Below are 25442 nucleotides of genomic sequence, written 5' to 3' on the forward strand. Positions count from 1 at the left end.
TGTGGGATCAATCAAGCTATTTTTGATCCTTGTCGCATAGATGCAGAACGTTGAAATATGGTCTGTGCACCAACTCCCTTCATAAAACGTATTTTGAAGTACAGTTTCGCTCCAACGCCGAACAACCTTGGTGAGGAGTTCGTCAGTGTATTCGCCATAAAGATATGTAATGCTCCTCCCCGGATTGGAATTAGATTTCACCGATGTAAACACCGTGATCATCATGCAGGCAGCGTTATCCGGCATTCAAATTAGAGGCAGAGGCTCAATGGACGTGGCACACAACTTGATCCCGGAAGATTGGAAATCATGCTTTTAAGAGACACACGCCTCAGGGCTTTCCATACTGTCGCAAGTCAAGGGAGCTTCACGGGTGCCGCGAGGCATCTGCTGCTCACTCAACAAGCCATTTCATTCCAAATAAAATCCCTTGAAGATGAAGTGGGCGGACAATTGTTTACGCGCGACGCTCGGGCGATAGAGTTGACCGATCTCGGTCAGTTACTTTTCTCCCATGCGCAGCGAATTCTCGATCTCTATGGTGAAGCGGAGGCGGAGTTGTCATCCTTCACGAAAGATCTTCGTGGACGCTTGAGGATTGCCACAACGAATAGCCTCGCGAAATATGTAATGCCGCGAGCAATAGGAGCTTTGCGAACGCTCAACCAAGACGTCAAAGTCACGATGGAGGTCGGCAACAGCGACTATGCGCTTGGATGCTTGCGCAACGATCTTGCAGATGTCGCTTTCTGCAGCGACGGTCCGGATCAACTGGAAAATTATCAAGCAGAGCTCTTTTTCCAGGATGAGATCGTATTTATCGTCCCTGGTGATCATCCCTGGGCAAAAACCAAGCAGGTCGCCTTCGCCGCTTTCTGCGCCGCTCCTATTATATTGAGAGAGGAAGGTTCGGGAACCCGCTCTCTCATAGAACGCGCAATGACTGAGAAATCCACATCGCTAGACCAACTCGATATCGTGTCCGTCCTCGGTAGCGCAGAAGCCGTCAAGGGTGCCGTCGAAGCAGGGGCGGGCGTCGGAATGGTCTCTCGCTTGTCGCTTAGGAGAGAACTGGCCGATGGTTCTTTGGCCGCAGTTCGGATTGAGGGTTTTCGATTGCTGCGGAACTTCTACATCGTCAGGCTTCGTCAGAAGCCAATCCACCGCCGTGTGCAGCAATTCGTCGAACTTGCTCGCCAGGCTGTCGCCTGATTTACCCGAAAATCCAGTGAGTGCACATCCGAATACGGCGATTTGCGTCCGTGTACGGTTCGCGTTGGATAGCACGAGAGCGGCAGCCATACCTACAAGTATTTGAAATTAAACAATATATTGACGTGTTTTGAATATATCCGCTTTGAGGGCAGTATATTTGTGCTGCATTGCAAAATTTCGATTGAAATCTGACAACTCTTGGTAGAGCCTCGTATTTGTGAAGGTTTTATGAAGGAAGGATGACAATCATGCGAAATCTTGATGGCAGTAATTCCGAGCTTACATCCAACACCACGAACATCTACTCCAACCCCCTGCGCAATCTCATCCGCCCGGAGAAGCTGAGCTTCCTGATGGAGGCGCATGACGGACTTTCGGCGGCTATCGCCGAAAAGGCCGGTTTCAGCGGCCTCTGGGCGTCAGGGCTGTCGATATCCTCGAGCCTTGGCTTTCGTGATGCGAACGAGGCGTCATGGACACAACTCGTCGATGTCGTCGAACGAATGGCGGACTCAGTGGATATTCCCATTCTTGTCGATGCCGATAGCGGGTTCGGCAATTTCAACAATGCGCGTCTGGCGGCACTGAAACTTCGCCAGCGCGGCGCAGCAGGTATGTGCCTCGAAGACAAAGGCTTTCCCAAGATGAACTCGTTCATCGGTGACCGGCACCCGCTGGCCGAGATCGGTGAGTTCAGCGGACGTCTTCGTGCCGTCAAGGATGCTATTCCTGAAAGTGATTTCGTCCTCGTTGCCCGGATCGAAGCGCTGATCGCCGGTCATGGTCTGGACGAAGCCTTGGCCCGCGCTCACGCTTATGCCGACGCCGGGGCGGACGCTATTCTGATTCATTCGAGAAAAGCCGAACCGACGGAAATCCTCGCTTTCGCTCGCTCCTGGCAGAACCGGTTGCCGGTCGTGATCGTTCCGACCAAGTATTTCCGTACTCCGGTTTCCGAGTATCGGGCGGTCAACATCGCCACGGTGATCTGGGCCAATCATAATATGCGGGCGGCGATCTCGGCGATGCGCAATGTTTGCGACCGGATTATTCGAGAGGAAAGCATTGCCACTGTCGAAGGCGAAGTCGCGACGCTTGAGGATGTCTTTTCGCTGCTGAAGTACGGCGAACTGGCAAAGGCAGAGGAACGCTACCTCCCTCACTGACCAAACCCACCAAAAATCCTCCAGACGTGAGTAACCTGAATGACATGAATTTCTCGGGCACATGGCCCGACCGAACCGAAAAGGAGCCAGTCATGAATGTCTTGAGCCCTCTACCCAATGCCCAGCCGGCGTCTGCCATGAACGGCAATTCGACCGAAATCCCGGTTTTCCGCGGCCTCGCCGGCGTCTACGTCGATTTCACGACGATATGCGAGATCGACAACGACACGGATCAACTGCGATACCGTGGTTATGATATCGCGGACCTCATCGAGCATTGTACCTTCGAGGAAGTCGTCTCGCTCCTTTTGTTCGGCGAACTGCCAACGCCCGCGCAGACAGCCAATATTGCGGAGGCGCTGCTTGTCAATCGCGAGTTGCCGGCTCCCATCTATGACCTTGTTCGGTCCTTGCCACGTTCGACCGAACCCATGGCAGCTCTCAGAACGGCGGTCTCGGCGCTTGGGTGCTATGAGACAGAAGGGCAGAGCCTTGAGGAAACACGGCTGAGCGCAATACGGCTGCTCGCCCAGATCCCGCTGGCTATCGGCGCTTTCGAGGCGCACCGACGCGAACGTCCATGGCTCGATCCTCTGACCGGCAGAAGTCATGCCGCGCACGTGCTTCAGCAGCTCACGCTGCAGGATCCGGACGAGCAGGATGCGCAGGTCATGGACAAGGTTCTTTCCATTCATGCCGAACATGAACTGAACGCCTCATGCTTCTCGGCCCGCGTCACTGCATCCACTCTATCCAATCTCGCGGCGTCGGTTACGGCCGCGATCGGCACGCTTTCCGGATCCTTGCATGGCGGCGCAAACGAGCGCGTCCTCATGAACGTCCAGACCATATCCGATCCGGAGCGGGTAGATGCATTCATCGATGGTGCCCTCTCTCGCAAGGAGAAAATCCATGGCTTCGGACAACGTGGCTGCGCCGGTGAAGATCCCCGGGCCGTCATCCTGCGGGGAATGGCGGAAGACCTCGTTCAACGGAAAGGCGACGACAGCGTCTTCAAGGTTCTGACAAGGCTCCACGAAGCGATGTCGACACGACGGAAGCTGTGGCCGAACGTCGACTTTTATTCCGCAAGCGTACTCTATAGCCTCGGTGTTCCTCGAGATCTCTTCACGCCGCTGTTTGCTTCAAGCCGCACGGCCGGCTGGAGCGCTCATATCCTCGAGCAGTTGGCGGACAATCGTCTGATCCGGCCGAAAGCGAAGTATGCGGGACCCGAATTGCGCAGCGTTCCGCTGCGATGAACTTCAGAGAGGTCGCAGAGAGGTCGCAATGAACGTTGCGATCTCTCGTTTAAGGGTTTGAATAATGGATATCACACTTGCTCAATACGGCCTGGTCGCTGCCTTCGCCTTCGTTGCGGCTGTCCTGGGCGGGATTGCCGGTTACGGGACAGGGCTGCTGTTGCCGCCGATTCTTGTTCCGATCATTGGCGCAGAAGCCGTCGTCCCGGTCATCAGCCTTTCGGCTCTGCTGACCAATTCCAGCAGATTGGTGGCTTTCTGGAAAGACTTCGATGGAAAGAAGGCAGCTCTTGTCATTGTCGCAGCCTTACCGACCTGCCTTCTAGGTGCTTATGGATACACGAAACTCTCCGGTGCAAATGTGACAATCCTGATCGGCGTCTTGCTGATTATCCTGGTTCCTCTTCGGCGCTATGCCAACCTTCTTCATGGCCATCTGCGAACCCGTGGGTTGATTGTTGCCTCGGGCGGTTACGGCGTTCTTGTCGGAGGAACGTCAGGATCGGGTGTCGTGCTGCTTTCCATCCTGCTGGCGACGGGATTGCAGGGTGTCTCGGTGATCGCGACGGATGCTGGGATTTCGCTGATGCTGGGCGTCGTCAAGACATCGGTTTTCCAGGCGGCCGGTGATCTGACCTTGCCCCTCTGGTTTATGGCGCTGCTGATAGGCCTTTGTGCGACCCCGGGCGCATTCATTGCCAAGCGTCTGTCTTTTCGCCTGTCGTCGTCATTCCACACGGTGATCCTTGACGGCGTTGTCGCCCTTGGCGGTGTCATGCTTGTCGTCCAAGGCTTTCGCGCTCTTTAAATGGCGTCGCTCTCGATTGTGTTTGCCCGCTGGACAAGTTGCCTCATGAAGTCAGCGAGGTGTGGCATCTCGGAAAAATGACGGCGGCGCAGTTCCACATTCAGCACCGTTCCGGACTTGAAGGGGAGTGGAGGAAGAATCTCCATCCACGGTATCGCACCCAATCCAGGCGGCAGGTGGAGATCGCCCATCCCATAGGCAACGTCCTCTCCTACACTGTGGCCACGAATATAACGTGGCCGACCGAAGCTGTCGTGAACATGCACATGGCCCGCCACATCGGCGAAGCGACGAACCGCTGCCTTGAAATCCAGTCCCCTGAACTGCGTCATGATGAATGCATGGCTGAAATCCAGCGTGCCAACGACATTTGGATGCCCGATCGCCTCGATCTCATTGGCGAGCCGGAAGGGATCGGCCGTATACATGTCGTCTTTCTCGACGAACAATGTTTCCACCCCGATCCGGACGCCGAGACGCTGCGCGCGTTCGGCGAACATTCCAAGTGTGTTCCGTTCTATGGCGTGAAGCCGATCAATTTCCTGCACTGGGGCTGCTGGTATGACCGCCGCGTGATGAACCAGGATGCTCGCCCCGACAATTCCGGTAAGCTCTAGCATCGCGGCAAAGACATCACGATGAAGAGGCAGGTTGGCCTCATCCATGAAATTCACCGCAAGCGCGCCATGAACGGTATAGCGGAGATTTCGTGCAGCACAGATCCGGGCGAGCTTCTCGGCCTTTTCCGGCAGGATTCGACGGTTGACGATCAACTCGTAGCGGGCGAGATTGAGTTCGCAATGCGTCGCGCCGGTATCCTCGATCCGTGCGAGGATGTCCGGGAGATCGGAAAGATCGGGGCTGGCGTCGCCGGAACTGAAGCCGAACCCCGCAATTTTCGGAGCATCTGTCGTCATGCCGCTGTCCCGATTTTTTCAAAGGTCTGGCGCGCAAAGGGATGCAGTATGCGAACCATGGGTGGCCCGAACAGTGCGAGAAGGGCCATGATCAGCAGCGACAGCGACAAGGAATGCGAGACAAAAACTCCGAGGTCCCCCTGACTGATCGCCATGGCGCGTCGGAACTGCTGTTCCGCCATGGGACCAAGGATCATGCCGACAATGAGGGGTGTTTGTGGAAAATCCAGTCGCCGCATGAAATAGCCGAGCACACCGAAGGCATAGAGAACGACAAGATCGAATGCCGACTGGCTGATCGCGTAGGTACTGATTGTCGAGAGGACAAGAATGGCCGCAAGCAGAGGTGGTTGCGGGATGGTCAGCATGCGCGCCCAGACACGGGCAAGCGGCAGATTGAGAACCAGAAGAAAGAAATTTCCGATCAGGAGGCTCGCCACAAAACTCCAGACGAGATCGGGTTGATCCTGCAGCAGGAATGGGCCGGGCTTTAATCCATAACCTTGAAGTGCGGACAACATTATCGCCGCAGTTGCCGACGTCGGTAGCCCGAGGGTCAAGAGTGGCAGTAGAACCCCGGCCGTCGATGCGTTGTTGGCGGCTTCGGGACCAGCGACGCCCTCGATCGCGCCATGGCCGAATTCGTGCCGCCGCCGCGAGAATGTTTTTTCGACGAAATAGCTGATGAATGTTGGAATTTCGCCCCCACCTGCCGGTAAGGCACCAAGCGGAAACCCGATAAATGTTCCTCTCAACCACGGTCGCCAGGAGCGGCTGAGATCCTCGCGGGTCATGCCGATTTTGCCGGAGATGGGTTGGGTTGTGCTATGTTCTTCGGGTTGCGGGTGGAGTGCCAGGTGAAACACCTCGCCCACGGCGAAGAGGCCGACAGAAATGGTGGAAAGGGAAAAGCCGTCGAGAAGCTCCATGGCACCGAATGTCATCCGCGCCTGGCCTGTCTGGAGATCAAGACCGACGAAGCCTGCCAGAATTCCAATCGCAAGACTGGCGAGGCCTCGGGTGATGGATCGTCCAACAAGCGCGGTGGTGGTCGAAAAGGCGAGGACTGCCAGCATAAAATACTCGGCAGGGCCGAATTTGAGTGCGAACGACACGATGACGGGCGCCACGAAGGTCAGTGCAATGGTGGCGATCGTCCCGGCGACGAAAGAACCAATCGCGGCGGTTGCGAGAGCGGCCGCCGCGCGCCCCTTGCGCGCCATCTGATATCCGTCGATCGCGGTCATCAGGCTGGTGCTTTCGCCCGGCATGTTCAGCAGAATAGAGGTGGTGGAGCCACCATACATCGCGCCGTAGTAGATCCCGCCGAAAAGGATGAAGGCCGATATCGGATCGCCCTGAAATGTTAGCGGCAAAAGAAGCGCAATGGTTGCAGAGGGTCCGATCCCGGGCAAAACACCGATCGCCGTGCCGAGCGTGACCCCGAGGAGGCTCCACAATAGATTGACAGGTGTTGCCGCGATCCAGAAACCGTGAAGCAATTGATTGAACGTATCCATGTGGCAATTTACCAGGTGATGCTGAGCAGGCCGGTTCCGAGATCGACGCCAAGCGCGTGGACGAAAACCAACTCAAGCGTAAGACTGAGGATGAACCCGAAAAACAGGCTTCGGAAGAAAGACCTCGCTCCCAGCGCCCTTGTGATCGCGCCAAAGAGAATGGTTGATGCCGGTGTGAAACCGATGGGTCCGATCAGGGCAAGGCTTGAGAGAACACCTGTCACGAGCCAAACGAGGGTTGCGGGGCGAAGCTTGCCTGGGGAAGGACTGAATGCCTCGCATTCCCAACGTCCCGTTAGGGCGTGGACGCACAATACGATACCCGTCACCACGAGGAGGAGAGAGACTGCAAGAGGAGCAGTTTCCGGTCCAACGATCTGCTTGGTTGTAACATGTATCGAAAGTGCCGAGACCGCAGCGATGGCGCCCGCCACGGAGAGAAAAACTCCGGCGGCAAGGCCGAGAGGGAATGTATGAGACACTGTCATCGTTTACGCCAATCCGAGCGAGGACAGCGTATGGCGATAGAGGTTCGCCTGCTGCTTGACGAAAGTTTCATAAGCGGCACCTGGAAGATAATAATCGATCCACCCCCGTTTTTCGCTTTCCACCTTCCAAGCGGGATGGCTAACCATAGTATCGACCATCGCAAGCATATGGTCGCGATCTGCTGGCGAAATAGCCGGCGGTCCTTGTACGGCACCCCAGCTGTAAAAGACGACATCGAGGTTCTGATTGCGCAATGTCGGTACCGATATCCCAGCGGTAGGCTGATCAGCTGTGATGCCAAGGCACCGTATCTGACCGGCGCGGATCTGTTCTGAAAATTCTGACCATCCCGACGACGCCATCGTCACGTGCCCGCCAAGCAAGGCGGCAAGAATTTCACCACCACCGGTAAACGGAACGAAGTTCAGGCGTTTCGGATCGATGCCAGCAGCCTTTGCGACCATTCCCGCGATAAGGTGGTCGCCACCCCCAATCGACCCTCCAGCCCACGAGACCGAACCGGGATCCGACCGCAGAGCTGCGACAAGATCGCCCAGGCTTTTGAAGGCCGAGGAGGCCGGTACGACGAGCGCGTTGAAGGTACCGAACAGTCGCGCCAGCGGCGTCGTCGCACTGAGGTCAATCGGAACTTTGTTCGCGATAATGGCACTGACCATCGTGCTGCCTGAAGCCAGCCAGGCATCTGTACGCCCGTCAAACTCCTGGGCGAATTTCGCAAGCCCGACCGTGCCGCCGGCACCCGGAATGTTGGTTATCTGCGCGCTATCGATCACTCCGGCGGCGCGAAGGACGGTTTCAAAGCTTCTCGCCATGGCGTCATAGCCTCCGCCGACAGATCCAGGCGCGATGATGCGCAGGCGCCCTGGCGCGGCTATTGCCTGGCCGGCCGCAAACGACGGACGGATGCCTGAAGCAGCGGACAGTGCGAGCGCAGATGCATTTTTGATGACGTTTCGACGGGAGATCATTCCGGTCCTCCTGATAGATTTACCGAACGGTGTTTGTTGGAGTTCCGAAGGCGACTGGTGAATGCGCCATCGGGTCCTTGGAAGATCAGGCGAGCCCCAGGCTTCTAAGCGTTGTCCGGAAGATCTGCGACTGCTCCTCCACAAACGAAGCAAACGCATCACCAGGGAGATAGAAATCGATCCAGCCCTGTCGTTCGATCTCCGCTTTCCAAGGGTCGCTCTTGATCATGGCATCGACGGTTGCGAGAAGATTTTCGCGTTGTTGTACGTTGATGCCCGGTGCACCGAGCAGCGCGCGCCATGTATAGAAAACGAGATCGACGCCTTGCGAACGGAGGGTCGGGGCAGTGATGCCAGTCTCATCTTTTCCGGCAGTAACGCCCAGGCAGCGTACCTCACCGGACCGGACCTGTTCGGCGACCTCACCCCATGTCGATGATGCCATTGTGACATGTCCGCCAAGAAGGGCGGCCAAAATTTCTCCGCCGCCGGCAAAAGCCACATAGTTCAATCGCTTAGGATCGACACCGGCCGTTTTTGCGAACATGCCCGCAATCAGGTGATCGCCGCCGCCGATCGAGCCGCCTGCCCAGGAGATCGTCTCTGGCACCTTGCGGAACGCGGACATCAGATCACCAATGGTCTTGTATGGGGAACTCGCCGGCACGATCAAGGCATTGGCGGTCCCATAAAGACGGGCGATCGGTGCTGCAGCAGAAATCTCGACTGGCGTCTTGTTGGCGATAATGGCGCTTACCATCGTGCTGCCAGAAACAAGCAGCGCGTCGTCGTGGCCGCGGTACTGCTCCAGAAACTTCATCAGTCCGACGGTGCCCCCGGCGCCCGGAATGTTTGTGATCTGGGCACTTCCGATGAGCCCCGATTCTGTCATGACCCTTTCGCATACCCGTGCCGTTTCATCGTAGCCGCTGCCAGCGGCGGCAGGTGCGATGATGCGCAATCGTTTGATGCGAGGCGTTTGCGCCAGAGCAAGATGCGGTGGAACCACAGCAAGCGCGGCAGCCGCAAAACCTGTTCCTGCGAGTGTTTTCAACAGTGTTCGACGCTCAATCATGTGATCCTCTTTTGGCCGAACAAGCAGCCGTTGGCGAAACGATTTGTGATGGCTCCAAAAATTACAGTTGCGTGACAGAAATATGAAGTTTAGATGACAGTATTTTTCAATAATGTACTTATAAATCTCTGTCTCAACGCCAGTATTTCATTCGGAAATAAATATCGAACGGTCAAACACAATTGACTTGTTAAGCCACCATATTTTCTTGTTGGCCAAATCAGCCGGTGGCGAGCTATTTCACGTCGATATGAGGAGCGCCGGAAAGCTTGGTGTTATCCGTTCAGAATGATGTGAGGACGCTGGCAGATGCTGAAACAGGAAAAAATGCCGCTTGAGGGCGTAAGGGTCTTGGACCTGACCCGTCTGGTTGCCGGCAACATGATGACACTTCAGTTCGGGGATCTCGGGGCCGACGTCGTCAAGGTCGAGCAACCGGGGCGGGGCGATCCGCTTCGCGCCTGGCGGCATGATGGCATGGATTTGTGGTGGCGAGAATACGGTCGCAACAAACGCAGTATCTCCCTGGATTTCTCCATCCCGTCGGATCACGCGGCTCTACTCGCCTTGATCGATCGAACCGATATTCTCTGCGAGAATTTCATTCCGGGAGGCCTTTCCAAATGGAACTTGTCCCACGACATTCTGCTGGAGCGAAACCCGGGACTGGTCATTGTCAGCATCACCGGATGGGGGCAAACAGGTCCTTATGCATCCCGCCCGGGTTTCGGCACACTCGTTGAAGCGATGAGTGGGCTTGCGGCAATGACGGGGTTCCCGGATCGCCCTCCGACCATGCCACCGATCCCGATCGCCGATATGATCGCTGGCCTCTACGCAGCATTTTCGGCAATGGCGGCGCTGCGCCATCGCGATCTGACGGGACAGGGACAGGTCGTCGACATCTCGCTGCTCGAACCCATCTTCTCGGTTCTCGGTCCTCTGGCTGCTGCTTACACACTCACCGGCAAGACACCGCAACGCCGCGGCAACCGGTCTCCAAACAATGCGCCACGCAACACCTATCTGACCCGCGACGGCGAATGGATTGTGATATCGGTCTCCACACCGGCCATGGCCGAGAAGTTCCTCCGGGTCTTTGGTTTGGGTGATTTATTGAAAGATCCGAAGTTCTCGACGCATGAAGCGCGTGTCGAGAATGGTGACGAAATAGACGCGACCGTTACCATGAAGCTGGCGGAGCACGACCTCGCGGATCTCCTTGAGATTTTCGAGCGTGAAGGACTTGCCGGTGCGCCTGTTCTCGACGTTTCCCAACTTCTTGTAAATGCCCATGTGCGCGAACGTGGTGTCGTCGAAACGGTCGAAGACCCGGATTATGGCGCCTATCCCATGCACGCCGTCGTTCCGCGCTTTTCGTTGACACCCGGACGCATCCGCTCCGTTGGACCACGGCCGGATCAGGACCGGGCCGAAATCCTCGGAGAACTCAATCTTCCCGATAAGAAACCAGCAGACGAGATCAAACTGGCGAGGATAGCCTGATGATGAAAAGCGCGGAAGAACTGCAACATGCCGTCTGGCGCACGGCCATAACCGATTTCGGTGACGGGCGTATCAACATCCGTGGCGTCCCCATCGAAGAGTTGATGCATTGGGGCTCGTTCGGGGAGGTCGTTTTTTTGCTCTTTGCCGGAAGAAAACCGGACGTTGGCGAGGGACGTCTCTTCAACGCCATTCTGATCGCAGCTTCGGATCATGGTCCGACATCGCCTTCCACATTGGCCGGTCGCGTGATCGCAAGTGGCAACAGGCGTGCACCAGAGGCTGCTGTTGCGGGTGGCCTGTTGGCGATCGGCGACGCGCATGGTGGTGCTGGCGAGGCCTCCATGGTGATGTTGTCCGAGGCCTTGCGAGCTGCAGACAACGTTGGCAATTTCGACGCAGCCGCTCTATCGATTGTGAAGCGAGCCAAGGAACAAAAACGGCGCCTTCCGGGTCTCGGGCATCGGTTCCATGGTGCTGATCCTCGCGCTAACGCGCTTTTTTCCCAAGCAGAGGCCCAATCGGTTTCGGCCGGTCCCATTGCGATGATCAAAGCGATCGAACGCGCGCTGGAGACCGAGAGCGGGCGCCATCTGCCAATCAACGTCGATGGGGCTATCGCCGCTGTCTTGCTTGGTATGGGCTTCGAGCCACTCATCGCACGGCTCATTTTCATCATTGGGCGTTGTGCCGGTGTCGCAACCCATGTCCGCGAAGAGCTGGAGCGCGAAAAGCCGATGCGCATCCGGTTCCCCTACACCTATGACGGCCCGTCGCCACTTGAGTTGGATCGTCAAATCGAGGCTGCAGAATGACATTACTCTCTCACCACATTCTTCCCGAAGAGCGACGACCAAAGCTTAAAGCGCTATTGGGACGGGGCCGCCCGCTCCGTTTTATGGAAACTCATAATCCTCTTTCCGCGATCGTAGCACAGACCGCTTCTGCTTTAGCTTTGAACGGAGAAACAGCTCGCTTCGACGGGCTGTGGCTGTCTGGGTTCAGCATGGCCACATCTCGCGGTTTGCCGGATATCGAGTTGGCCAAGTTCGAACGGCGGCTGGAGACCATCGAAGAGATTGCCGCCGCTACCGATCTGCCTCTTATCGCAGATGGTGACACTGGTGGAGAGAGCCTGGCTTTTCAGCTGCTTTGCGCCCGCCTCGAAACAATCGGTGTGTCGGCAGTGGTGATCGAGGATAAAATGTTTCCTAAGCGAACGAGCCTCGCCGATGGCGTTCGCCATGCGCTCGAGGATCCCCACTTGTTTGTTTCGAAGATCGCCAACGCCAAAAGTAGCCTGAGGAGCACGGACTTTATGATTTTCGCTCGTACTGAAGCGTTGATCGCAGGCGCGGGGATCGAGGAGGCATTGCGCCGCGCTGAAGTCTATCTGGAGTCGGCGGCAGACGGAATTCTCGTTCACTCTAAGGTGAATTCTGGAAAAGATGTCTTTGAATTTGCAACAAACTACCGCAGATTGTGCAGTGCAAAAGGCATCAGTAAGCCGCTCGTCGTCATACCGACCGCCTATCCGCAATTCTACGAGTGCGATCTGGCTGAGGTTGGGATCGATTTAGTGATTTATGGCAATCACCAGATCCGCGCGGCGCACGCGGCGATGACGAATGTCTGTCAGCTGATTTTGCAGCACGAAAGAGCTCTTGAAGCTCAGGATTCCATTTCTACGGTCAGAGAGCTGATCGACGCCGTTGGAAGTGGCGAGTGAGGAAAAACGAGGGGATTTAACGCTCGTGAGAGAAAAGCACCCTTTACCACATGTCAGTGCTGACGAAAGCTTAGCTCCGGATCATCCGGAGAAGTCGGCGCGGGTTTATATCTCGCTTCGAGATGACATCTATGCTCGACGGTGGAATGCGGGCAGCCAGTTCAATATTCAAACACTTGCAGACGAACTCAAGATCAGCCGGACGCCAGTCCGCGAAGCGCTGATTAGGCTGTCTGTTGAGCAACTCGTGCAGTTCCGTCCAGGGAAGGGCTTTTTCGCAAAGGCTCGATCCAGCGATGAGGAGCGCAATGAAATTGATCTGCTATTCACCATCTTGAAGGGATTTATTCAGAAGGGTGTCGATCACTTCACTGGGGAAGGATTGCACCAGCCATCCTCCTTCCCGGGAGATAATTCTAATGCCCTTCTCAGGGTAATGTTTATGGAAAATATCTACGAACGAATTGTTGCTCCAACCGGAAATCTAACTGCGACGCGCCTCGTTCGCGCCCTAATAGCCCGGACCACAACTGTTCGTAAGGAAATTATAAAAGACGAAGAGTTGGGCGACACGGTGTTTGCGCTCGCTCAAGAACTTGCGATTGAACTCGAATCGCAAAATCTGCGGCAAGCGCTGTTCCTTCTTGACAAAATTTCCGCAGTGAAAATCAATTTCATCACACCCTCGGCTCGGGTGGTTTAGGCTTTGTTTTGATTATGGAATGGCCCGGGTATCGCCAAGTTGTTTGACCCCGGCATTTTGGGTATCGAGACGGAATGAAATTACCGAGCTCATTTCCCCGCCTGAAGGGGTTTCGTTTTCCGCGTGAGGATGTCGCCAACGCAGTGTGGGTGTATCACCGGTTTGCTCTCAGCACAGCGGATGTGGAAGACCTTCTTGGCGGGTGTGGCGTAATTGTCAGCCGGGAAACCGTTCGTCTTTGGATCAATCGCTTTGGCCGTCATTTTGCCGACTGCATTCGCAGGAACCGACCAAAGCCAAACGACAAGTGGCACATCAATGAGGCTGTCATCACGATCGGCGGAAAGAAATCCTGGCTCTGGCGGGCAATTGACGCAGACGGCGATGTTCTCGACATTCTGGTTCAGACTCGCCGTAACACCAAGGCTGCCAAGCGTTTTCTCTCCAGGCTGGTTAAGCAATTTGGTGAACCGCGTGTCGTCGTGACGGACGAGCTGCGCAGCTACATCAAGCCGATACAAAACCTGGCACCAGATGCTGATCATCGGGCTCATAAAGGCCTGAACAACAGAATTGAAAACTCACACCGCCAGACGAGGAAGCGAGAGAAAATCATGGGGCGGTTCAAATCGCCTCGTCAAGCGCAACGCCTCCTGTCAGCCCACGATCAGATAAACACCATCTTTCGCCCTCGCCGATACAACCGCTCAGCTCTCTCATATTGCCACGCAAGGGCAGATGCCTTCTGCCTGTGGACCGATTATACTGCAGAAATGGTAGCTTGAAATACCGCCCGCCTCGCCGCCTCGAAACCAAAGGCGAACAACTTGGCAATACCCTTATCGGAAATAACGCTCTAGCATGAAGCGGAAGTGCCAACGGCGCGGCGCCGGGCCCCTTGCGTGTCATATCGAGACGAAGTTCAACAGATCCGCGTCTTTCAAACTGCTTATAGGCATTAGGGGATGAGGACGAAAACTTGGACTACCAGGGGGTAGTTCATGTATTCCTATGAAGACAGGATCCGAGCGCTCGAGCTCTACATCAAGCTGGGCAAACGTGTCAGGGCAACCATTCGTCAGATGGGTTACCCAACCAAGAATGCCCTGAAGGGCATCGTAACGTTAACCGAACATCGAGCAAAATGTGGGATCTGGCTGGATGACCAGATTTACCCGTGATCCTCTTTATCGCCGACATCGATTTCCAGCGGAAGTTATCGCCCATGCCGTTTGGCTATATTTCCGGTTTCCGCTTTCCGCTCAGCCTGCGGATGGTTGAGGATCTGCTAGCAGCGCGTGGCATCATCGTCTCTCATCAGACCGTTTGACTTTGGGCCGAGAAGTTCGGCAGACACTTCGCCAAGGACATCCGCAAGCGATCTGCGGGCAAGCTCGGGGACAAATGGCACCTTGATGACGTAGTTATCACCATCGGTGGAAAGAAGCACTGGCTTTGGCGCGCCGTTGATCAGGACGGCTTTGTTCTCGACGTGCTGGTGCAAAGCCGTCGCAACGCCAAGGCGGCAAAGCGTTTGATGCGCAAGCTCCTCAAAGCGCAAGGCCGCGCGCCGCGTGTAATGATCACTGACAAGCTACGCTCCTATGGCGCGGCAAAACGGGAGATCATGCCCGGCATCGAACACCGTTCTCATAAGGGACTGAACAATCGAGCGGAGAACTCCCATCAGCCCGTCCGACGAAGGGAGAGGATCATGAAGCGCTTCAAGTCGGCGCGACATCTTCAGTGTTTCGCGTCCATCCGCGACCCGATCGCAAACCTCTTCAACCTTCCCCGCCACGATCTTCCATCCAACCATCATCGCGAACTGCGAACAGCAGCCTTGGATATTTGGCGAGACGTCGCTCGCCTTCAAGCTGTCTGATCGAAGCAAATATCGCGCTTCCTTGGAATTGGCACGTTAACTTTACGATGCCGGACAATCAGCTCGTGTCCCTGGTCTGCGGATGATGATCGCCTCCCGTAAGAATTCGAAAATTCTTGTTCAAACTTCCCGACTAGAAGGCTCGACCCATTTTCTCATCATTTTCAATTCGTGTGACACAGCCCGTGATCTTAGCAAGCAGGATGTCGAAATCAATCGGCTTGGTTAGGTAGTCAGCGGCTCCGCTCTGAAGGCCAGCAATCATATTGTCCCTGTCGGCGAGCGCGGTTAGGAAAATGAACGGGACATTGGAAAACTCGGGATGGTTGATCTGGATCTCCGCCATCACCTGATGCCCGTCCATTTCCGGCATCGTAATATCGCAAATAACGATGTCGGGCCATTTTGTCAGGATCACTTCCAGACCCTCCCTTCCGTTGCTGGCCTGCAACGTCTTAAAGCCGGCATCCTCCAGTTCTTCCACCACCAGAGTGCGGATCGCGTCCTCGTCTTCGATGCATAGGATAGTAATCTTGCTCATGCTGAATTCCCGCCTCAGGCGGCCTCTGTTTTGTGGATGTCTGATGTGATCTTTTCGGTTGCGGCAAATGGGAGGCTGATGGTGAAGATCGATCCCTGGCCTTTTTCACTTGTGACCGAAAGCGTACCCCGGTGAAGTTCGACGATCTGCTGCACCAGGCTGAGCCCGATACCCGTCCCGGCTATGCCGGTGGACGTGCGAGCCCGAAAGTAGCGCTGGAACATTTTCGGCAGGTCGTCGGCGTCGATCCCGATGCCCCGGTCCCTGACAGATACATGAACGCTGCCGTTCTCCTGCCATCCCCGAACGTCGATCTCGGGTGAATTGGGTGCATATTTGACTGCGTTGGAGAGAAGGTTCGTAACGACCTGCTGCAGCGCAGACCGATCAGCCGAGATCATCGCCGGTAAATGCTCGAGATCCAGATTGAAGCGATGGCTGGGGGTGATATCGCGTTGGCTTGCGGCGCAAAGGCGGATCAGGTCGGCAATGGCGCAAGGTTCCGGCCGGATGTCGATCATGCCATGGTCGAGCCGGCCGACAGCGAGGATGCTTTCCATCAGGTCAACCATGCGCGATACCGAGCCACGGATCTGGCCGACCTTTTCGCCAACAAATTCTGGCGTGACCTCGCTCTTGCGCCGCATCAGGCGCTGCGCCGCCCCGTCTATGATGGCCAGCGGCGTGCGGAACTCATGTGACGCCATGGCCACGAACTGGCGCTGCGGCACTGTAAAGTTAACCTGGCATCGATCAACATTTGGGATCTTGTGGCATGACCAGATTTGCCCGTGATCCACTTTATCGTCGCCATCGATTTCCAGCCGAGGTGATTGCCCATGCCGTTTGGCTCTATTTCCGGTTTCCGCTGAGCCTGCGGATGGTCGAGGATATGCTGGCTGCCCGTGGCGTCATCGTCTCTCACCAAACCGTGAGGCTCTGGGCGGAGAAGTTCGGCCGGCATTTCGCCAATGACATTCGGCGGCGCTCAGCCGGCAGGCTCGGTGACAAATGGCACTTCGACGAGGTTGTCATCACGATCGCCGGCAAGAAACATTGGCTCTGGCGCGCCGTCGATCAGGACGGGTTTGTTCTCGACGTGCTGGTGCAAAGCCGCCGCGATGCCAAGGCGGCCAAACGTTTGATGCGCAAGCTCCTGAAAGGGCAATGCCGTGCGCCGCGTGTGATAATCACCGACAAGCTTCGATCCTACGGTGCGGCGAAGCGTGATATCATGCCCGGCATCGAACATCGCTCGCACAAGGGCCTGAACAATCGGGCCGAGAATTCTCATCAGCCCGTCCGACGACGCGAGAAGATCATGAAGCGCTTCAAGTCAACACGACATCTTCAGCGTTTCGTTTCCATCCATGACCCGATCACCAACCTTTTTCACATTCCCCGCCACGACATTCCATCCGTCCACCATCGCGAACTGCGAACAGCTGCCATGCAAGCATGGCACCAAATCGCGCGCCTTCACGCCGCATGAACTAATTCCTCACGCCAAGATGGTGCGTTCAAGGCGATAAGTTTACAGTGCCTGTCCGGCAGATCTGCACATTGCGAACCGCGCCCTTGCGCGCTTCCATCTTCGCGGCTTGAGCGCTGCCAGCCCGAACAATCAGGAAAGCTAAAGGAAGTGATATGGCGTTGGTGCGCGGATCAGCTAATGTGCGGGCATCGTAACGTTAACCGGACATCGATCAAAATGTGGGATCTGGCTGCATGACCAGATCCAGCCGTGATCCCCTTTATCGTCGCCACCGATTTCCCGGCGAGGTGATTGCGCATGCTTGTTTGGCTCTATTTCCGGTTTCCGCTTAGCCTGCGGATGGTCGAGGATCTGCTGGCAGTGCGTGGCATCATCGTCTCTCATCAAACCGTGCGGCTCTGGGCGGAGAAATTCGGTAGACATTTTGCCAACGATATCCGGTTAACGTTACGATGCCCTTAAATAGCTTATTCGTCCATTGTGAGTTCACGGCCACCTGCAAGGATGCGCAGGATGACCCCGTCGTCGTCCTCAACCACGAACCCCACGCTCACGCTCCGCTCGAATCCGACGATGCCCAGGCCGGGACGTATTTCGTTACGCACCGTGCCACGTTCGGGGAATACGTCGAATGATGACAGGAAGCCGTCGATGCGCTCAATGTAGCGGTCGGCGGTGACGGCGGAGCCGGAACGCGTCGTGATGGATTCATGGATTTCCACCAAATCGGTTTGCGCTTCCAGTGACAGGCGGATTGTATAGTGCTTCATCAAGAACGGCTTTTGGCCTTGGCGATGTGCGCACGAACATTTGCCATGCCGTCAGCGAGAGGCACCGCCCGCGTCGGATCGGCCTTATGGGCGTCATAGGCGGGAGCCACTTCCTCACGGAGCCAGCGTTCCACCACAGAATCGCGTGCGGCGAGCGTGCGCAGGCCGTCGCGGATAACCTCGCTTTCGGAAGCATATTCGCCGGACGCGACCTTGGCCTTGACCATTTCGGCCATCTCAATGGGAAGGGTGATGCTGAGGGATTGGGTTGTGCGCATTGGGGGTCACTTTCGTTTCTGACTTCTTATACCATGCGACACGATTTAATCCTACTGCTTCCTGACTACCTTAAAATGTCGCTATCTGGCGGTGCGGCACCGTAAGGTTAACCTGTCGGCGATAGACCTGTGCGATCTTTCAGTATGACCCAAGTCCCTCGCGAACGCCTTTATCGTCGCCATCGGTTTCCAGCTGAAGTGATTGCCCACGCCGTGTGTCTCTATCTTCGTTTTCCGCTCAGTCTGCGCATGGTCGAAGATCTGCTGGCGGCGCGAGGGATCATCGTTTCGCACCAGACCGTGCGTTTCTGGGTTGAGAAATTCGGCCGACATTTCTCCAATGACATCCGGAGAAGATCCACCGGTCGGCTTGGCGACAAATGGCATCTTGATGAGGTTGCCATCTCCATTGGCGGCAAGAAACACTGGCTGTGGCGCGCCGTCGATCAGGATGGCTTCGTTCTCGACGTGCTGGTGCAGAGCTGCCGCGATACCAAGGCCGCCAAATGTCTTATGCGAAAGCTTATGAAAGGACAGGGGCACTCGCCGCGCGTGGCAATCACCGACAAGCTGCGATCCTATGGCGCGGCAAAGCGCGACATCATGCCCGGCGTCGAGCATCGCTTGCACAAAGGACTGAACAATCGGGCGGAGAATTCCCATCAACCGACACGGCGACGAGAACGGATCATGAAGGGCTTCAAATCAGCGCGACATCTCCAGCGTTTCGTTTCAATTCATGACCCTGTCGCCAACCTTTTTCACATTCCACGCCACGAGATCTCATCAGACAATCATCGCGAACTGAGAACCCAGGCCATGCAGATGTGGAACGAAATCGCATGCCTGCAAACCGCATAAGCGAAAGCCGAGCGCAATATTTTTGACCCGTGTCGGTTAACTTTACGGTGCCGATGGCATCATTCCCGCGCTGACGGTTGGCAAAGTCGATGCAATCATGGCCGGCATGTCGATCACCGATAAGCGAAAAGCCGTCATCGGGTTTTCGGAGCCTTATGCCCTTACCTCCAACTATTTTGTCGTCGCAAAGGCGCTTAAGCTTCCAGAGATGGACGGCACAGCACGTCTTTCACTCTCATCCATGGGAGTGAAAGATAGCCAGTCCCGGCCGGTCATGGATGACCTCATCCAGCCGCTGAAGAGCCTCTCTCACCTCGCCCGTCGATCGATTACATTCAACGGTGGCGTCGCCTTAACGGCCTATCAAAGACTAAATGACGAACTGTCGCTGAAGGCTGCACCACCGCCGTCATGTTTTCAAAAGGTCCAGCAATTGCTCAATCACATGTTCATCTTTGAGTATGGTTTGATGATTGCATTCCTTTACATAGGAAAGCCTGGTGAATTCTCCGAGATATCGGTGAAGAGATTCAGGCGGAATTTGAGTTTCCCTGTCCTGCTGCATGAAAATTCTAGCCGCTTTCGATGGCGGCATGGATGTTTGAGCGCTTGTCAGTAGCCAGATGTTTTCGACCATGCAGTCAAGGTTGGATAGCTCGCAATCAACGAGATCAAAGATATACTGATAGGACTCGTCTTGTTGCAAGCGCTTGAGGATTTTGGCGCGGTCGATGCCGGCAAGTCCCTCGAGTGCTGGCGGGTCAATCATGAAGAGTTGAGGAGAACCTCCACCTTGGCGCGTGATTGCCGCAATCACATGGGCTGCGAGATGTGCGCCAAAGGAATAGCCAACAACTTTGGTAACCTGCTGCCCCCTGTGTCGGCTGACGATACTGGCCGCAAGCTCTTCAAGAGAGCCGTAAGGCCAATAGTCATTGTAATCCTCGGCCACGGCAACCACGGCCTCCCCGAGATCTTTCATCAGGCCCATATAGCAAAAAGGATATCCAACAAAATCCGGCAGCAACAGTATCATAGGTTATCCTTCAGCGTTTCAAGAAAGCAGTTCAGAAACGGTGCCAGCCTTTCCTCATCAAGCCTGGAGGCAAGATGCAAATGCAGTTGCGCGCCCGCCACGATAAAGGTCAGATCGAGATCCGTTCGGGGATTTTCGGAAGGCGCATCCAGCAGGGTGCTCTTCATCCAGAGCAAGTCTTCCTCCGGCATCGTGACAAAATTGAACAGGTAGGAAATCTGCCCCGCATCCCATCCAGTGGCAGCCTGGATCTCTTCCGAACCAACGATGCTGTGATTGCGGAACGCCTCCATACAGTCGTGGAAATCCTCCGGCATGTCATCGACGCCAAGAAGGTTGTCCTCGAACAGAATTGGGGCGGCGACCGTGTAGAAACCCAGGCCCTGCTGCTTCTCACGCAGCGAAAACAGGCATAGCACCAGGGGATCGGTGGTCCCGCTCAACCGGCCAATCGCAGAGCGATAGGCCCGCATGGCAGCCCATTGCAGGCGAGTATAGCGGGTCCAAGGCAGAGGGATTTCTGTCTGATGCCAGATGACGCCGCCTCCATCGTGACTCAGGCTCGAAACGGTTGCCCTTTCACCATAGCCTGCCCAGAAATCCAGGCTCTGCTCCACAGCATCGCCGTGACGTCTTTCCAGCTTCAAAGTCTCAGGAACGAAAGTAAGGTCCGGCAAGCTCTCATCAAGAGCAACCTTGCCTGGCGCACAAAACGCCATCAGCGCACGAAGCAATTGCAGCTGGCCAATATGGTCGCCAAGAATATGGTGAAACAGCACGGCGAGATGTCGCTGTCCCAGGATATCGACGTCGCCCAACCGCAGCAGCGGCCCTTCGAACAGGCTTATTGGGCGATCCAACAGAAAGGAAATACAGTCGCGTTCGTCGATAAAACCCCGCTCTGCCCGAAAGACAAAGTGTTCGCCCAGAACCTCTTCTTTTGGCAGACGAAATGCGAAACCATCGTCACCCTCGACAACCACCGCCGTCACCAGGGGAAAGGCCAGTCCCAGGCATGTCGCAATCTCTTCAAGGTCCGGGTCGATTTGGCCGAAAGCGCCGGGCTTGATGATGTAGGCGACAGTATTCGCCGTCAGATGACCGTGAAAAAACTCGGGATACACCATTGAGGCCTGCATCGGCGTCAAGGGAATTTCCGTCAGTTCATGGGCATAATCAGGCGTCAGCAATGCGCGGCGCCCGGCCAAATGCTCTTTTGCCTCCTCTCTGCCGCGGGCATAGACAAAGGCAAAACGTCCGCTGGGGAGGGTGAGCGTTACAATCTCTGGCAGTGGCGGCATGACGCGCTTCCTTCCGCTTCAAAGCCGGATGATGTGATAGTCGTAGATATCAGGCTCAGGATCATGGGACAGCTCATCGCTCACCTCGTCCAGCAGATGCGCCATACGCGGCCAGGAACAGTCCCGATAAAATTCCGTCAGGCTAAGCGGCACCTTCCGATGCCGGTTGAGCAAGCTCACCAGCTTGACCGCCAGGACCGAGTGACCGCCAGCCTGAAAGAAATCCTGATCCGGTTGCCAATCCGAGAGCCCGCAGGCATCCAGCAACCAATGAAGAGAGGTGACGGGGCGGTCCTTGGCCTCGTTCATTGCCTCCAAGGCGGCCATGTCGATCTTGCCATGCGCCGTGACGGGCAAGACCTCAACCTGCACGAAGCGGTCGGGAACCATGAAATCCGGCAGGGAGATGATGCCAAACTCTCTTAACTCCGCCTCTTCTGGCGAAGTTGCCATGCTTTTCACCAGGTAGTAGAGCATGACCCTCTTGCCGGTGGGCGTGGCCTGCACCGCAGCCACACAATTTGCGACGCCGGGATGCCGCCCATAGGCAAGCGCAATGTCACTCAGGGATGTCCTGTTGCCCCTGATCTTGATCTGATCATCCTTGCGCCCGGCATAGTGAAAAAGCCCCCCCTCATCGCGGGACACCAGATCACCGCTGGCATAGGCCCTCTCCTCACCCAATAGCGGGAAAGCGCGGAATTTACTGGCGGTCAGCAGCGCATCGCCGATATAGCCAGGCGATAGCCCGTCTCCGGCAATCACCAGTTCTCCCTCCTCACCAAAGGCGCAAGGCCTTCCTTCCTCGTTGGCAACATAAAGACGGCTGTCATGCACCGGATATCCGATAGGGATGGCCCGAGAAAAATGATGGCTTCGTGGGATACGGTAGACGCAGGTACCCATGGTATTTTCCGTCGGGCCATAGCCGTTATAGACCGTGATGCGCGGATTATGACGGTACAGCCTGTCGATATGACACGGAGAAAGCGCCTCGCCGCCCACCATGATATTGGAAATCCCTCCCAGGCATTCGGGATCTGCATCCATCAGCATGTTCAGCAAGGAGGTCGTCAGCCAAAGGGCATTGGCGCCGCTTTCGACAATCAGCTGGCGCAACGTGTCCCCGGTCAGATGCTCCTCCGGTGCCAGCACGAGGCAGCCACCATTGCACAGCGCAGTCCAGATCTCGAACTGCGATGCGTCAAAAGTCAGCGCCGAGTGATGGATCATCACGGTTTCAGGACCCGCCGGAAAATGCGGCGGCTGATAACAGAAGCCGATCACCCCCAGATGGGTGCAGGGAATGATTTTCGGCGCTCCGGTTGTGCCGCTCGAAAAATTGACATAGACGATATCCCCCGCTGCCGGTCTTTGAGGCAAGGACGCATGCCCGGGAGCCAGCAGGTCCGTGGCTTGGAGATGTCCCGCAAAGGTGACGTTGCACAGCGGGCCATCGGTAATGAACAGCCGAACCTTGGCTCTTTCAATCACCGAATTGTTCCAGCTCTGCGGATTCTTCGGACTGATGAAACAGAAGCCGCAGCGCGCCTTCAAGGTCGCCAGCAGCATGACGATCAGATCTATGCCGCGCGGCATCTGGATGCCGATCGTGTGGCCGGGCCGGGCACCCGCCTGCAACAGGCGCGTGGCGGCCAGACTGGAGCGTGCATCCAGTTGCGCATAGGTCAGCGTAGCGTCCTGATAGCGCACCGCACACCCCTGTGGATTGGCTGCCACGGCCTTTTCAAATGCATCAATGACCGTCGAGACCAACACCCTCTCCTCTGTCACCATGGCGTATGAGACTGAAACCCACGGGAAACGCCGCTTCACCGCGATAGAGCGCCAAGGCCTGACGTGGCGAAAAAACTGTTCGTGGCAGTGTGGCGGCAAGTTGTCGCTGCCGGTCGATCAGCGCCAGCGCCCTTGCCAGATTGTCATCCACCCGCGCCTCGCCGGGTAAGGGAACCACATCGGCAAGGCCAGCGTGATAGCGGTCATCACGATATCCGGCACCGCAACGCGAGACATTGACGAGATCGAAATTGCCGGAGGCTGGTGAAAATCCGATCCGGCCCGACAGCCTGCCGAGATTGACCAGCATGGAGCGATCCTGACCATTGCCATCCGGGTCCAGCAGGTTGAGAAAACCGCCGATCTGATCACTGACATCGCCATCGGCGCAGAAATAGATCCTGGTAAACCGTCCGCCACTGCCGGGCCGCAACTGACCCGGATCGAAAGCCGGCCAAGCGGCACATTGGCGCATCCGCTCCGCTTGCAGATCGCAGATGCAAACCTCCGCGCCAGCATCCGTTGCCATAAGCGCCATAAGCATGCCAAGCCCGCCCAGACCAAGGATCAGAACCCGGTCGCGGCTCGTCAGCCGGCTTCTGTCACCGGCATGGATCACCGTGGCCGCGAGTGTGGCCATGATGGCGAGTTCCCCCGGCAAATCCCCGATGATCCGGCAGACCAGCCGACGCGGCATGACCAGGTAATCCGAATGGATGGCTTCGCGCCACCCCATGGCGATCACCCTGTCTTCCTCCTCGACATGATCGACATGCGCGCCCTTGTGCAGCACCGTACCGACGGCGCAGTAACCGAGTTCCAGCATTTCGCCCGTTTCGCGTGCCTGACGAATATAATGCATTTCCGTACCAGGGCTGATCATGGTGAACTCCGTTGCCACGACCACATGGTTGTCATCGCAGGGCGGCACAGTTTCGCGCCGGACCTGCACACCTTTCGCGCCTTGAACCGCAAACAGCTGCCGTATTTCCTGCTGCATCATATCTGCCCCGCGAACACGGCCTGGAGGCACTTGTCAAAATGCGGAAAGGAGGTCTTGTAGCACTCGCCGCCGGGAATACGGCCCGCAAGCCCATGCGCCAGCATCAACACATGCGCCGTCATCGACAGCCGGTGATCGTTGAAAACGGCGATATCACCCTGCACGCTCGGCCTTTGCCCGCCCGTGGTGCGGATCGCATAGCCATCGATGACCGTGTCGATGCCGAGGCTGCGCACCATCTGGCAGGTCGCCGCGATCCGGTCGGATTCCTTGAATGTCAGCTCGAAAAGGTCTTCGAACACCGCCTCGCCCGGCAAAAGACCGGCGATGGCAACCATCAGGGGAATTTCATCAATCATCGAATGCAGGCTTTCTTTGCCGTGCATGCCCTGCGCCTTGAATGTCCCGCCGCCTTTCAGGGTAATCGCGCCCACCTTCTCTCCGCGTGCGCCCTCATCCGGGGATATCTCCAGGCCGAACCCGCAGGACTGCATCCAGTGGAAAAAGCCGATCCGGGTCGGATTGATGCACACCCCTTCAAACCGCAGGCTCACCTCCGGCCTATCCCTGTTCATCAGCCAGAAGAGCGCAGCCGGATAGGCAAGCGCCGAGGGGTCGAGCGGAATGGTCAGGGTGTCTGGAACTTGAAACTGGCCTGGCCTGTAGGTGACGACATGATCCCGGTCCTCGACCGCATCGCCAAAGCCCCGTGCCATCAACTGGGTGTGATCCCTGGCCACAACCGGATACGCGATCTCGACCGGCACCCGCGCGGCGATGGCGGCAAACAGGATGGCCGAGACCGATTGCGCACTGCCGATGGTGGTCTGAACCCGGCCCGGCCCGATCTGCGCGGGCAAAATCCGCAGCGGTAGGCATCCCGGTCGCTCGAGATATTCGAACCGGCCACCCAATTCCGTCAGAGGTTCGACGATCCAGTCGAAAGGTCTGTTGCGTAATGTCTCGTCGCCATCGACAACGCAGCCGACACCAAGTCCGCACAGCACCCCGATCAACAGCCGGGCCGCCGCGCTGGAAGGCCCCAGGTACACCCTCTCTTGCCTTGTTTCGGGCAGGCCCTGGCTTGCCATGATAC

Annotated in this window: 25 protein-coding genes and 4 pseudogenes; 15 read left to right on the plus strand and 14 right to left on the minus strand. The window is 56.5% G+C overall.

Translation table 11 applies throughout. From position 1 onward, the window contains the following. Positions 1-309 precede the first annotated feature (309 nt). From IEI95_RS28945 to IEI95_RS28960, 4 genes are all read left to right on the plus strand, one after another. Positions 310-1212 (plus strand): LysR substrate-binding domain-containing protein, encoded by a 903-nt coding sequence (locus tag IEI95_RS28945; RefSeq protein ID WP_234934299.1) that lies wholly within the window; start codon positions 310-312, stop codon positions 1210-1212. 251 nt (positions 1213-1463) lie between these two features. Further along, complete coding sequence (gene aepX, locus IEI95_RS28950) at positions 1464-2381, plus strand: phosphoenolpyruvate mutase (protein WP_194417403.1); 918 nt, start codon at positions 1464-1466, stop codon at positions 2379-2381. Between the two features lie 92 nt (positions 2382-2473). After that, positions 2474-3643 (plus strand): citrate/2-methylcitrate synthase, encoded by a 1170-nt coding sequence (locus tag IEI95_RS28955; RefSeq protein WP_194417404.1) that lies wholly within the window; start codon positions 2474-2476, stop codon positions 3641-3643. Between the two features lie 64 nt (positions 3644-3707). Further along, the gene (locus IEI95_RS28960; RefSeq protein ID WP_194417405.1) at positions 3708-4451 is read left to right on the plus strand and encodes a sulfite exporter TauE/SafE family protein; all 744 of its coding nucleotides are present in this window, start codon (positions 3708-3710) and stop codon (positions 4449-4451) included. Here the strand turns inward: IEI95_RS28960 and IEI95_RS28965 are convergent. From IEI95_RS28965 to IEI95_RS28985, 5 genes are all read right to left on the minus strand, one after another. After that, the gene (locus IEI95_RS28965) at positions 4448-5368 is read right to left on the minus strand and encodes a sugar phosphate isomerase/epimerase family protein (protein ID WP_194417406.1); all 921 of its coding nucleotides are present in this window, start codon (positions 5366-5368) and stop codon (positions 4448-4450) included. The genes IEI95_RS28960 and IEI95_RS28965 overlap by 4 nt on opposite strands. Then, positions 5365-6888 carry a tripartite tricarboxylate transporter permease gene (locus IEI95_RS28970; protein ID WP_194417407.1) on the minus strand — a complete coding sequence of 508 codons (1524 nt, stop codon included), beginning with the start codon at positions 6886-6888 and terminating at the stop codon, positions 5365-5367. Before IEI95_RS28970 ends, IEI95_RS28965 begins: the two co-directional genes overlap by 4 nt. An 8-nt stretch (positions 6889-6896) precedes the next feature. Further along, complete coding sequence (locus IEI95_RS28975; RefSeq protein ID WP_194417408.1) at positions 6897-7376, minus strand: tripartite tricarboxylate transporter TctB family protein; 480 nt, start codon at positions 7374-7376, stop codon at positions 6897-6899. A gap of 3 nt (positions 7377-7379) precedes the next feature. Then, the gene (locus tag IEI95_RS28980; protein ID WP_194417409.1) at positions 7380-8366 is read right to left on the minus strand and encodes a Bug family tripartite tricarboxylate transporter substrate binding protein; all 987 of its coding nucleotides are present in this window, start codon (positions 8364-8366) and stop codon (positions 7380-7382) included. A gap of 85 nt (positions 8367-8451) precedes the next feature. Further along, entirely contained in the window at positions 8452-9441 is a 990-nt protein-coding gene (locus IEI95_RS28985; RefSeq protein ID WP_194417410.1) for a tripartite tricarboxylate transporter substrate binding protein, read from the minus strand. 309 nt (positions 9442-9750) lie between these two features. Here IEI95_RS28985 and IEI95_RS28990 point away from each other — a divergent pair, with 309 nt between their 5' ends. From IEI95_RS28990 to IEI95_RS29020, 7 genes and pseudogenes are all read left to right on the plus strand, one after another. Next, complete coding sequence (locus IEI95_RS28990; RefSeq protein ID WP_194417411.1) at positions 9751-10947, plus strand: CoA transferase; 1197 nt, start codon at positions 9751-9753, stop codon at positions 10945-10947. Next, positions 10947-11762: a citryl-CoA lyase gene (locus IEI95_RS28995; RefSeq protein ID WP_194417412.1), complete on the plus strand. Its 816-nt coding sequence runs from the start codon at positions 10947-10949 to the stop codon at positions 11760-11762. The genes IEI95_RS28990 and IEI95_RS28995 overlap by 1 nt, the downstream gene beginning before the upstream one ends. Then, the gene (locus IEI95_RS29000) at positions 11759-12676 is read left to right on the plus strand and encodes an isocitrate lyase/phosphoenolpyruvate mutase family protein (protein ID WP_194417413.1); all 918 of its coding nucleotides are present in this window, start codon (positions 11759-11761) and stop codon (positions 12674-12676) included. The genes IEI95_RS28995 and IEI95_RS29000 overlap by 4 nt, the downstream gene beginning before the upstream one ends. Positions 12677-12701: 25 nt before the next feature. Further along, positions 12702-13379, plus strand: a complete 678-nt coding sequence (locus tag IEI95_RS29005; protein ID WP_194417414.1) for a GntR family transcriptional regulator — start codon at positions 12702-12704, stop codon at positions 13377-13379. A gap of 74 nt (positions 13380-13453) precedes the next feature. Next, on the plus strand, positions 13454-14164 hold the full coding sequence (locus tag IEI95_RS29010; RefSeq protein ID WP_194417415.1) for an IS6 family transposase: 711 nt from the start codon (positions 13454-13456) through the stop codon (positions 14162-14164). A gap of 216 nt (positions 14165-14380) precedes the next feature. Further along, positions 14381-14560, plus strand: coding sequence for a hypothetical protein (locus IEI95_RS29855; protein ID WP_070165866.1), 180 nt, complete (start codon positions 14381-14383; stop codon positions 14558-14560). Beyond that, positions 14541-15264 (plus strand): annotated as a pseudogene (locus IEI95_RS29020) (IS6 family transposase). Before IEI95_RS29855 ends, IEI95_RS29020 begins: the two are co-directional and overlap by 20 nt. 133 nt (positions 15265-15397) lie before the next feature. On the opposite strand, the gene IEI95_RS29025 reads toward IEI95_RS29020, so the two are convergent. Both IEI95_RS29025 and IEI95_RS29030 read right to left on the minus strand, forming a co-directional pair. Continuing rightward, on the minus strand, positions 15398-15805 hold the full coding sequence (locus IEI95_RS29025) for a response regulator (protein WP_156616697.1): 408 nt from the start codon (positions 15803-15805) through the stop codon (positions 15398-15400). Positions 15806-15819: 14 nt separating this feature from the next. Continuing rightward, positions 15820-16545 (minus strand): annotated as a pseudogene (locus IEI95_RS29030) (sensor histidine kinase); the annotation flags it as partial. A 35-nt stretch (positions 16546-16580) separates the two neighbouring features. Between IEI95_RS29030 and IEI95_RS29035 the strand changes: the two are divergent. Then, positions 16581-17297, plus strand: a complete 717-nt coding sequence (locus tag IEI95_RS29035; RefSeq protein WP_156537537.1) for an IS6 family transposase — start codon at positions 16581-16583, stop codon at positions 17295-17297. Positions 17298-17533: 236 nt separating this feature from the next. Then, a pseudogene (locus IEI95_RS29040) lies at positions 17534-17741 on the plus strand (IS6 family transposase); the annotation flags it as partial. Positions 17742-17767: 26 nt separating this feature from the next. Here the strand turns inward: IEI95_RS29040 and IEI95_RS29045 are convergent. Continuing rightward, positions 17768-18070: a type II toxin-antitoxin system RelE/ParE family toxin gene (locus tag IEI95_RS29045; RefSeq protein WP_156537538.1), complete on the minus strand. Its 303-nt coding sequence runs from the start codon at positions 18068-18070 to the stop codon at positions 17768-17770. Then, positions 18070-18348 (minus strand): ribbon-helix-helix domain-containing protein, encoded by a 279-nt coding sequence (locus IEI95_RS29050; protein ID WP_156537539.1) that lies wholly within the window; start codon positions 18346-18348, stop codon positions 18070-18072. Before IEI95_RS29050 ends, IEI95_RS29045 begins: the two co-directional genes overlap by 1 nt. Before the next feature lie 144 nt (positions 18349-18492). Here IEI95_RS29050 and IEI95_RS29055 point away from each other — a divergent pair, with 144 nt between their 5' ends. Beyond that, a complete protein-coding gene (locus IEI95_RS29055; RefSeq protein WP_156537540.1) occupies positions 18493-19209 on the plus strand; it encodes an IS6 family transposase in 717 nt (238 codons plus the stop codon). Between the two features lie 106 nt (positions 19210-19315). Then, positions 19316-19399, plus strand: a pseudogene (locus IEI95_RS29550) (transporter substrate-binding domain-containing protein); the annotation flags it as partial. A gap of 219 nt (positions 19400-19618) precedes the next feature. Here the strand turns inward: IEI95_RS29550 and IEI95_RS29555 are convergent. The 5 genes from IEI95_RS29555 to IEI95_RS29080 are packed head-to-tail and all read right to left on the minus strand — an operon-like array spanning position 19619 to position 25437. Then, positions 19619-20245 (minus strand): thioesterase domain-containing protein, encoded by a 627-nt coding sequence (locus IEI95_RS29555; protein ID WP_156537541.1) that lies wholly within the window; start codon positions 20243-20245, stop codon positions 19619-19621. Beyond that, on the minus strand, positions 20242-21546 hold the full coding sequence (locus IEI95_RS29065; RefSeq protein ID WP_156537542.1) for a condensation domain-containing protein: 1305 nt from the start codon (positions 21544-21546) through the stop codon (positions 20242-20244). The genes IEI95_RS29555 and IEI95_RS29065 overlap by 4 nt, the downstream gene beginning before the upstream one ends. Before the next feature lie 18 nt (positions 21547-21564). Further along, positions 21565-23322, minus strand: a complete 1758-nt coding sequence (locus IEI95_RS29070; protein ID WP_194417416.1) for a non-ribosomal peptide synthetase — start codon at positions 23320-23322, stop codon at positions 21565-21567. Continuing rightward, positions 23303-24343: an MDR/zinc-dependent alcohol dehydrogenase-like family protein gene (locus IEI95_RS29075; RefSeq protein ID WP_194417417.1), complete on the minus strand. Its 1041-nt coding sequence runs from the start codon at positions 24341-24343 to the stop codon at positions 23303-23305. Before IEI95_RS29075 ends, IEI95_RS29070 begins: the two co-directional genes overlap by 20 nt. After that, a complete protein-coding gene (locus tag IEI95_RS29080) occupies positions 24343-25437 on the minus strand; it encodes a carboxyvinyltransferase (RefSeq protein WP_273545189.1) in 1095 nt (364 codons plus the stop codon). The genes IEI95_RS29075 and IEI95_RS29080 overlap by 1 nt, the downstream gene beginning before the upstream one ends. Positions 25438-25442: the final 5 nt, after the last annotated feature.

The organism is Agrobacterium vitis, assembly GCF_014926405.1.
In the GTDB taxonomy this organism is placed as follows: Bacteria; Pseudomonadota; Alphaproteobacteria; order Rhizobiales; family Rhizobiaceae; genus Allorhizobium; species Allorhizobium vitis_H.

Coding starts and splice junctions, on each gene's coding strand:
- IEI95_RS28995 (WP_194417412.1), top strand. CDS start 10,947: ATGATGAAAAGCGCGGAAGAACTGCAACATGCCGTCTGGCGCACGGCC.
- IEI95_RS28975 (WP_194417408.1), bottom strand. CDS start 7,376: ATGACAGTGTCTCATACATTCCCTCTCGGCCTTGCCGCCGGAGTTTTT.
- IEI95_RS29000 (WP_194417413.1), top strand. CDS start 11,759: ATGACATTACTCTCTCACCACATTCTTCCCGAAGAGCGACGACCAAAG.
- IEI95_RS29065 (WP_156537542.1), bottom strand. CDS start 21,546: ATGCCGCCACTGCCAGAGATTGTAACGCTCACCCTCCCCAGCGGACGT.
- IEI95_RS29035 (WP_156537537.1), top strand. CDS start 16,581: ATGACCAGATTTGCCCGTGATCCACTTTATCGTCGCCATCGATTTCCA.
- IEI95_RS28965 (WP_194417406.1), bottom strand. CDS start 5,368: ATGACGACAGATGCTCCGAAAATTGCGGGGTTCGGCTTCAGTTCCGGC.
- IEI95_RS28945 (WP_234934299.1), top strand. CDS start 310: ATGCTTTTAAGAGACACACGCCTCAGGGCTTTCCATACTGTCGCAAGT.
- aepX (WP_194417403.1), top strand. CDS start 1,464: ATGCGAAATCTTGATGGCAGTAATTCCGAGCTTACATCCAACACCACG.
- IEI95_RS29010 (WP_194417415.1), top strand. CDS start 13,454: ATGAAATTACCGAGCTCATTTCCCCGCCTGAAGGGGTTTCGTTTTCCG.
- IEI95_RS29050 (WP_156537539.1), bottom strand. CDS start 18,348: ATGCGCACAACCCAATCCCTCAGCATCACCCTTCCCATTGAGATGGCC.
- IEI95_RS28980 (WP_194417409.1), bottom strand. CDS start 8,366: ATGATCTCCCGTCGAAACGTCATCAAAAATGCATCTGCGCTCGCACTG.
- IEI95_RS28960 (WP_194417405.1), top strand. CDS start 3,708: ATGGATATCACACTTGCTCAATACGGCCTGGTCGCTGCCTTCGCCTTC.
- IEI95_RS29555 (WP_156537541.1), bottom strand. CDS start 20,245: ATGATACTGTTGCTGCCGGATTTTGTTGGATATCCTTTTTGCTATATG.
- IEI95_RS29055 (WP_156537540.1), top strand. CDS start 18,493: ATGACCCAAGTCCCTCGCGAACGCCTTTATCGTCGCCATCGGTTTCCA.
- IEI95_RS28955 (WP_194417404.1), top strand. CDS start 2,474: ATGAATGTCTTGAGCCCTCTACCCAATGCCCAGCCGGCGTCTGCCATG.
- IEI95_RS29855 (WP_070165866.1), top strand. CDS start 14,381: ATGTATTCCTATGAAGACAGGATCCGAGCGCTCGAGCTCTACATCAAG.
- IEI95_RS29025 (WP_156616697.1), bottom strand. CDS start 15,805: ATGAGCAAGATTACTATCCTATGCATCGAAGACGAGGACGCGATCCGC.
- IEI95_RS29080 (WP_273545189.1), bottom strand. CDS start 25,437: ATGGCAAGCCAGGGCCTGCCCGAAACAAGGCAAGAGAGGGTGTACCTG.
- IEI95_RS28970 (WP_194417407.1), bottom strand. CDS start 6,888: ATGGATACGTTCAATCAATTGCTTCACGGTTTCTGGATCGCGGCAACA.
- IEI95_RS29045 (WP_156537538.1), bottom strand. CDS start 18,070: ATGAAGCACTATACAATCCGCCTGTCACTGGAAGCGCAAACCGATTTG.
- IEI95_RS29075 (WP_194417417.1), bottom strand. CDS start 24,343: ATGCAGCAGGAAATACGGCAGCTGTTTGCGGTTCAAGGCGCGAAAGGT.
- IEI95_RS28990 (WP_194417411.1), top strand. CDS start 9,751: ATGCTGAAACAGGAAAAAATGCCGCTTGAGGGCGTAAGGGTCTTGGAC.
- IEI95_RS28985 (WP_194417410.1), bottom strand. CDS start 9,441: ATGATTGAGCGTCGAACACTGTTGAAAACACTCGCAGGAACAGGTTTT.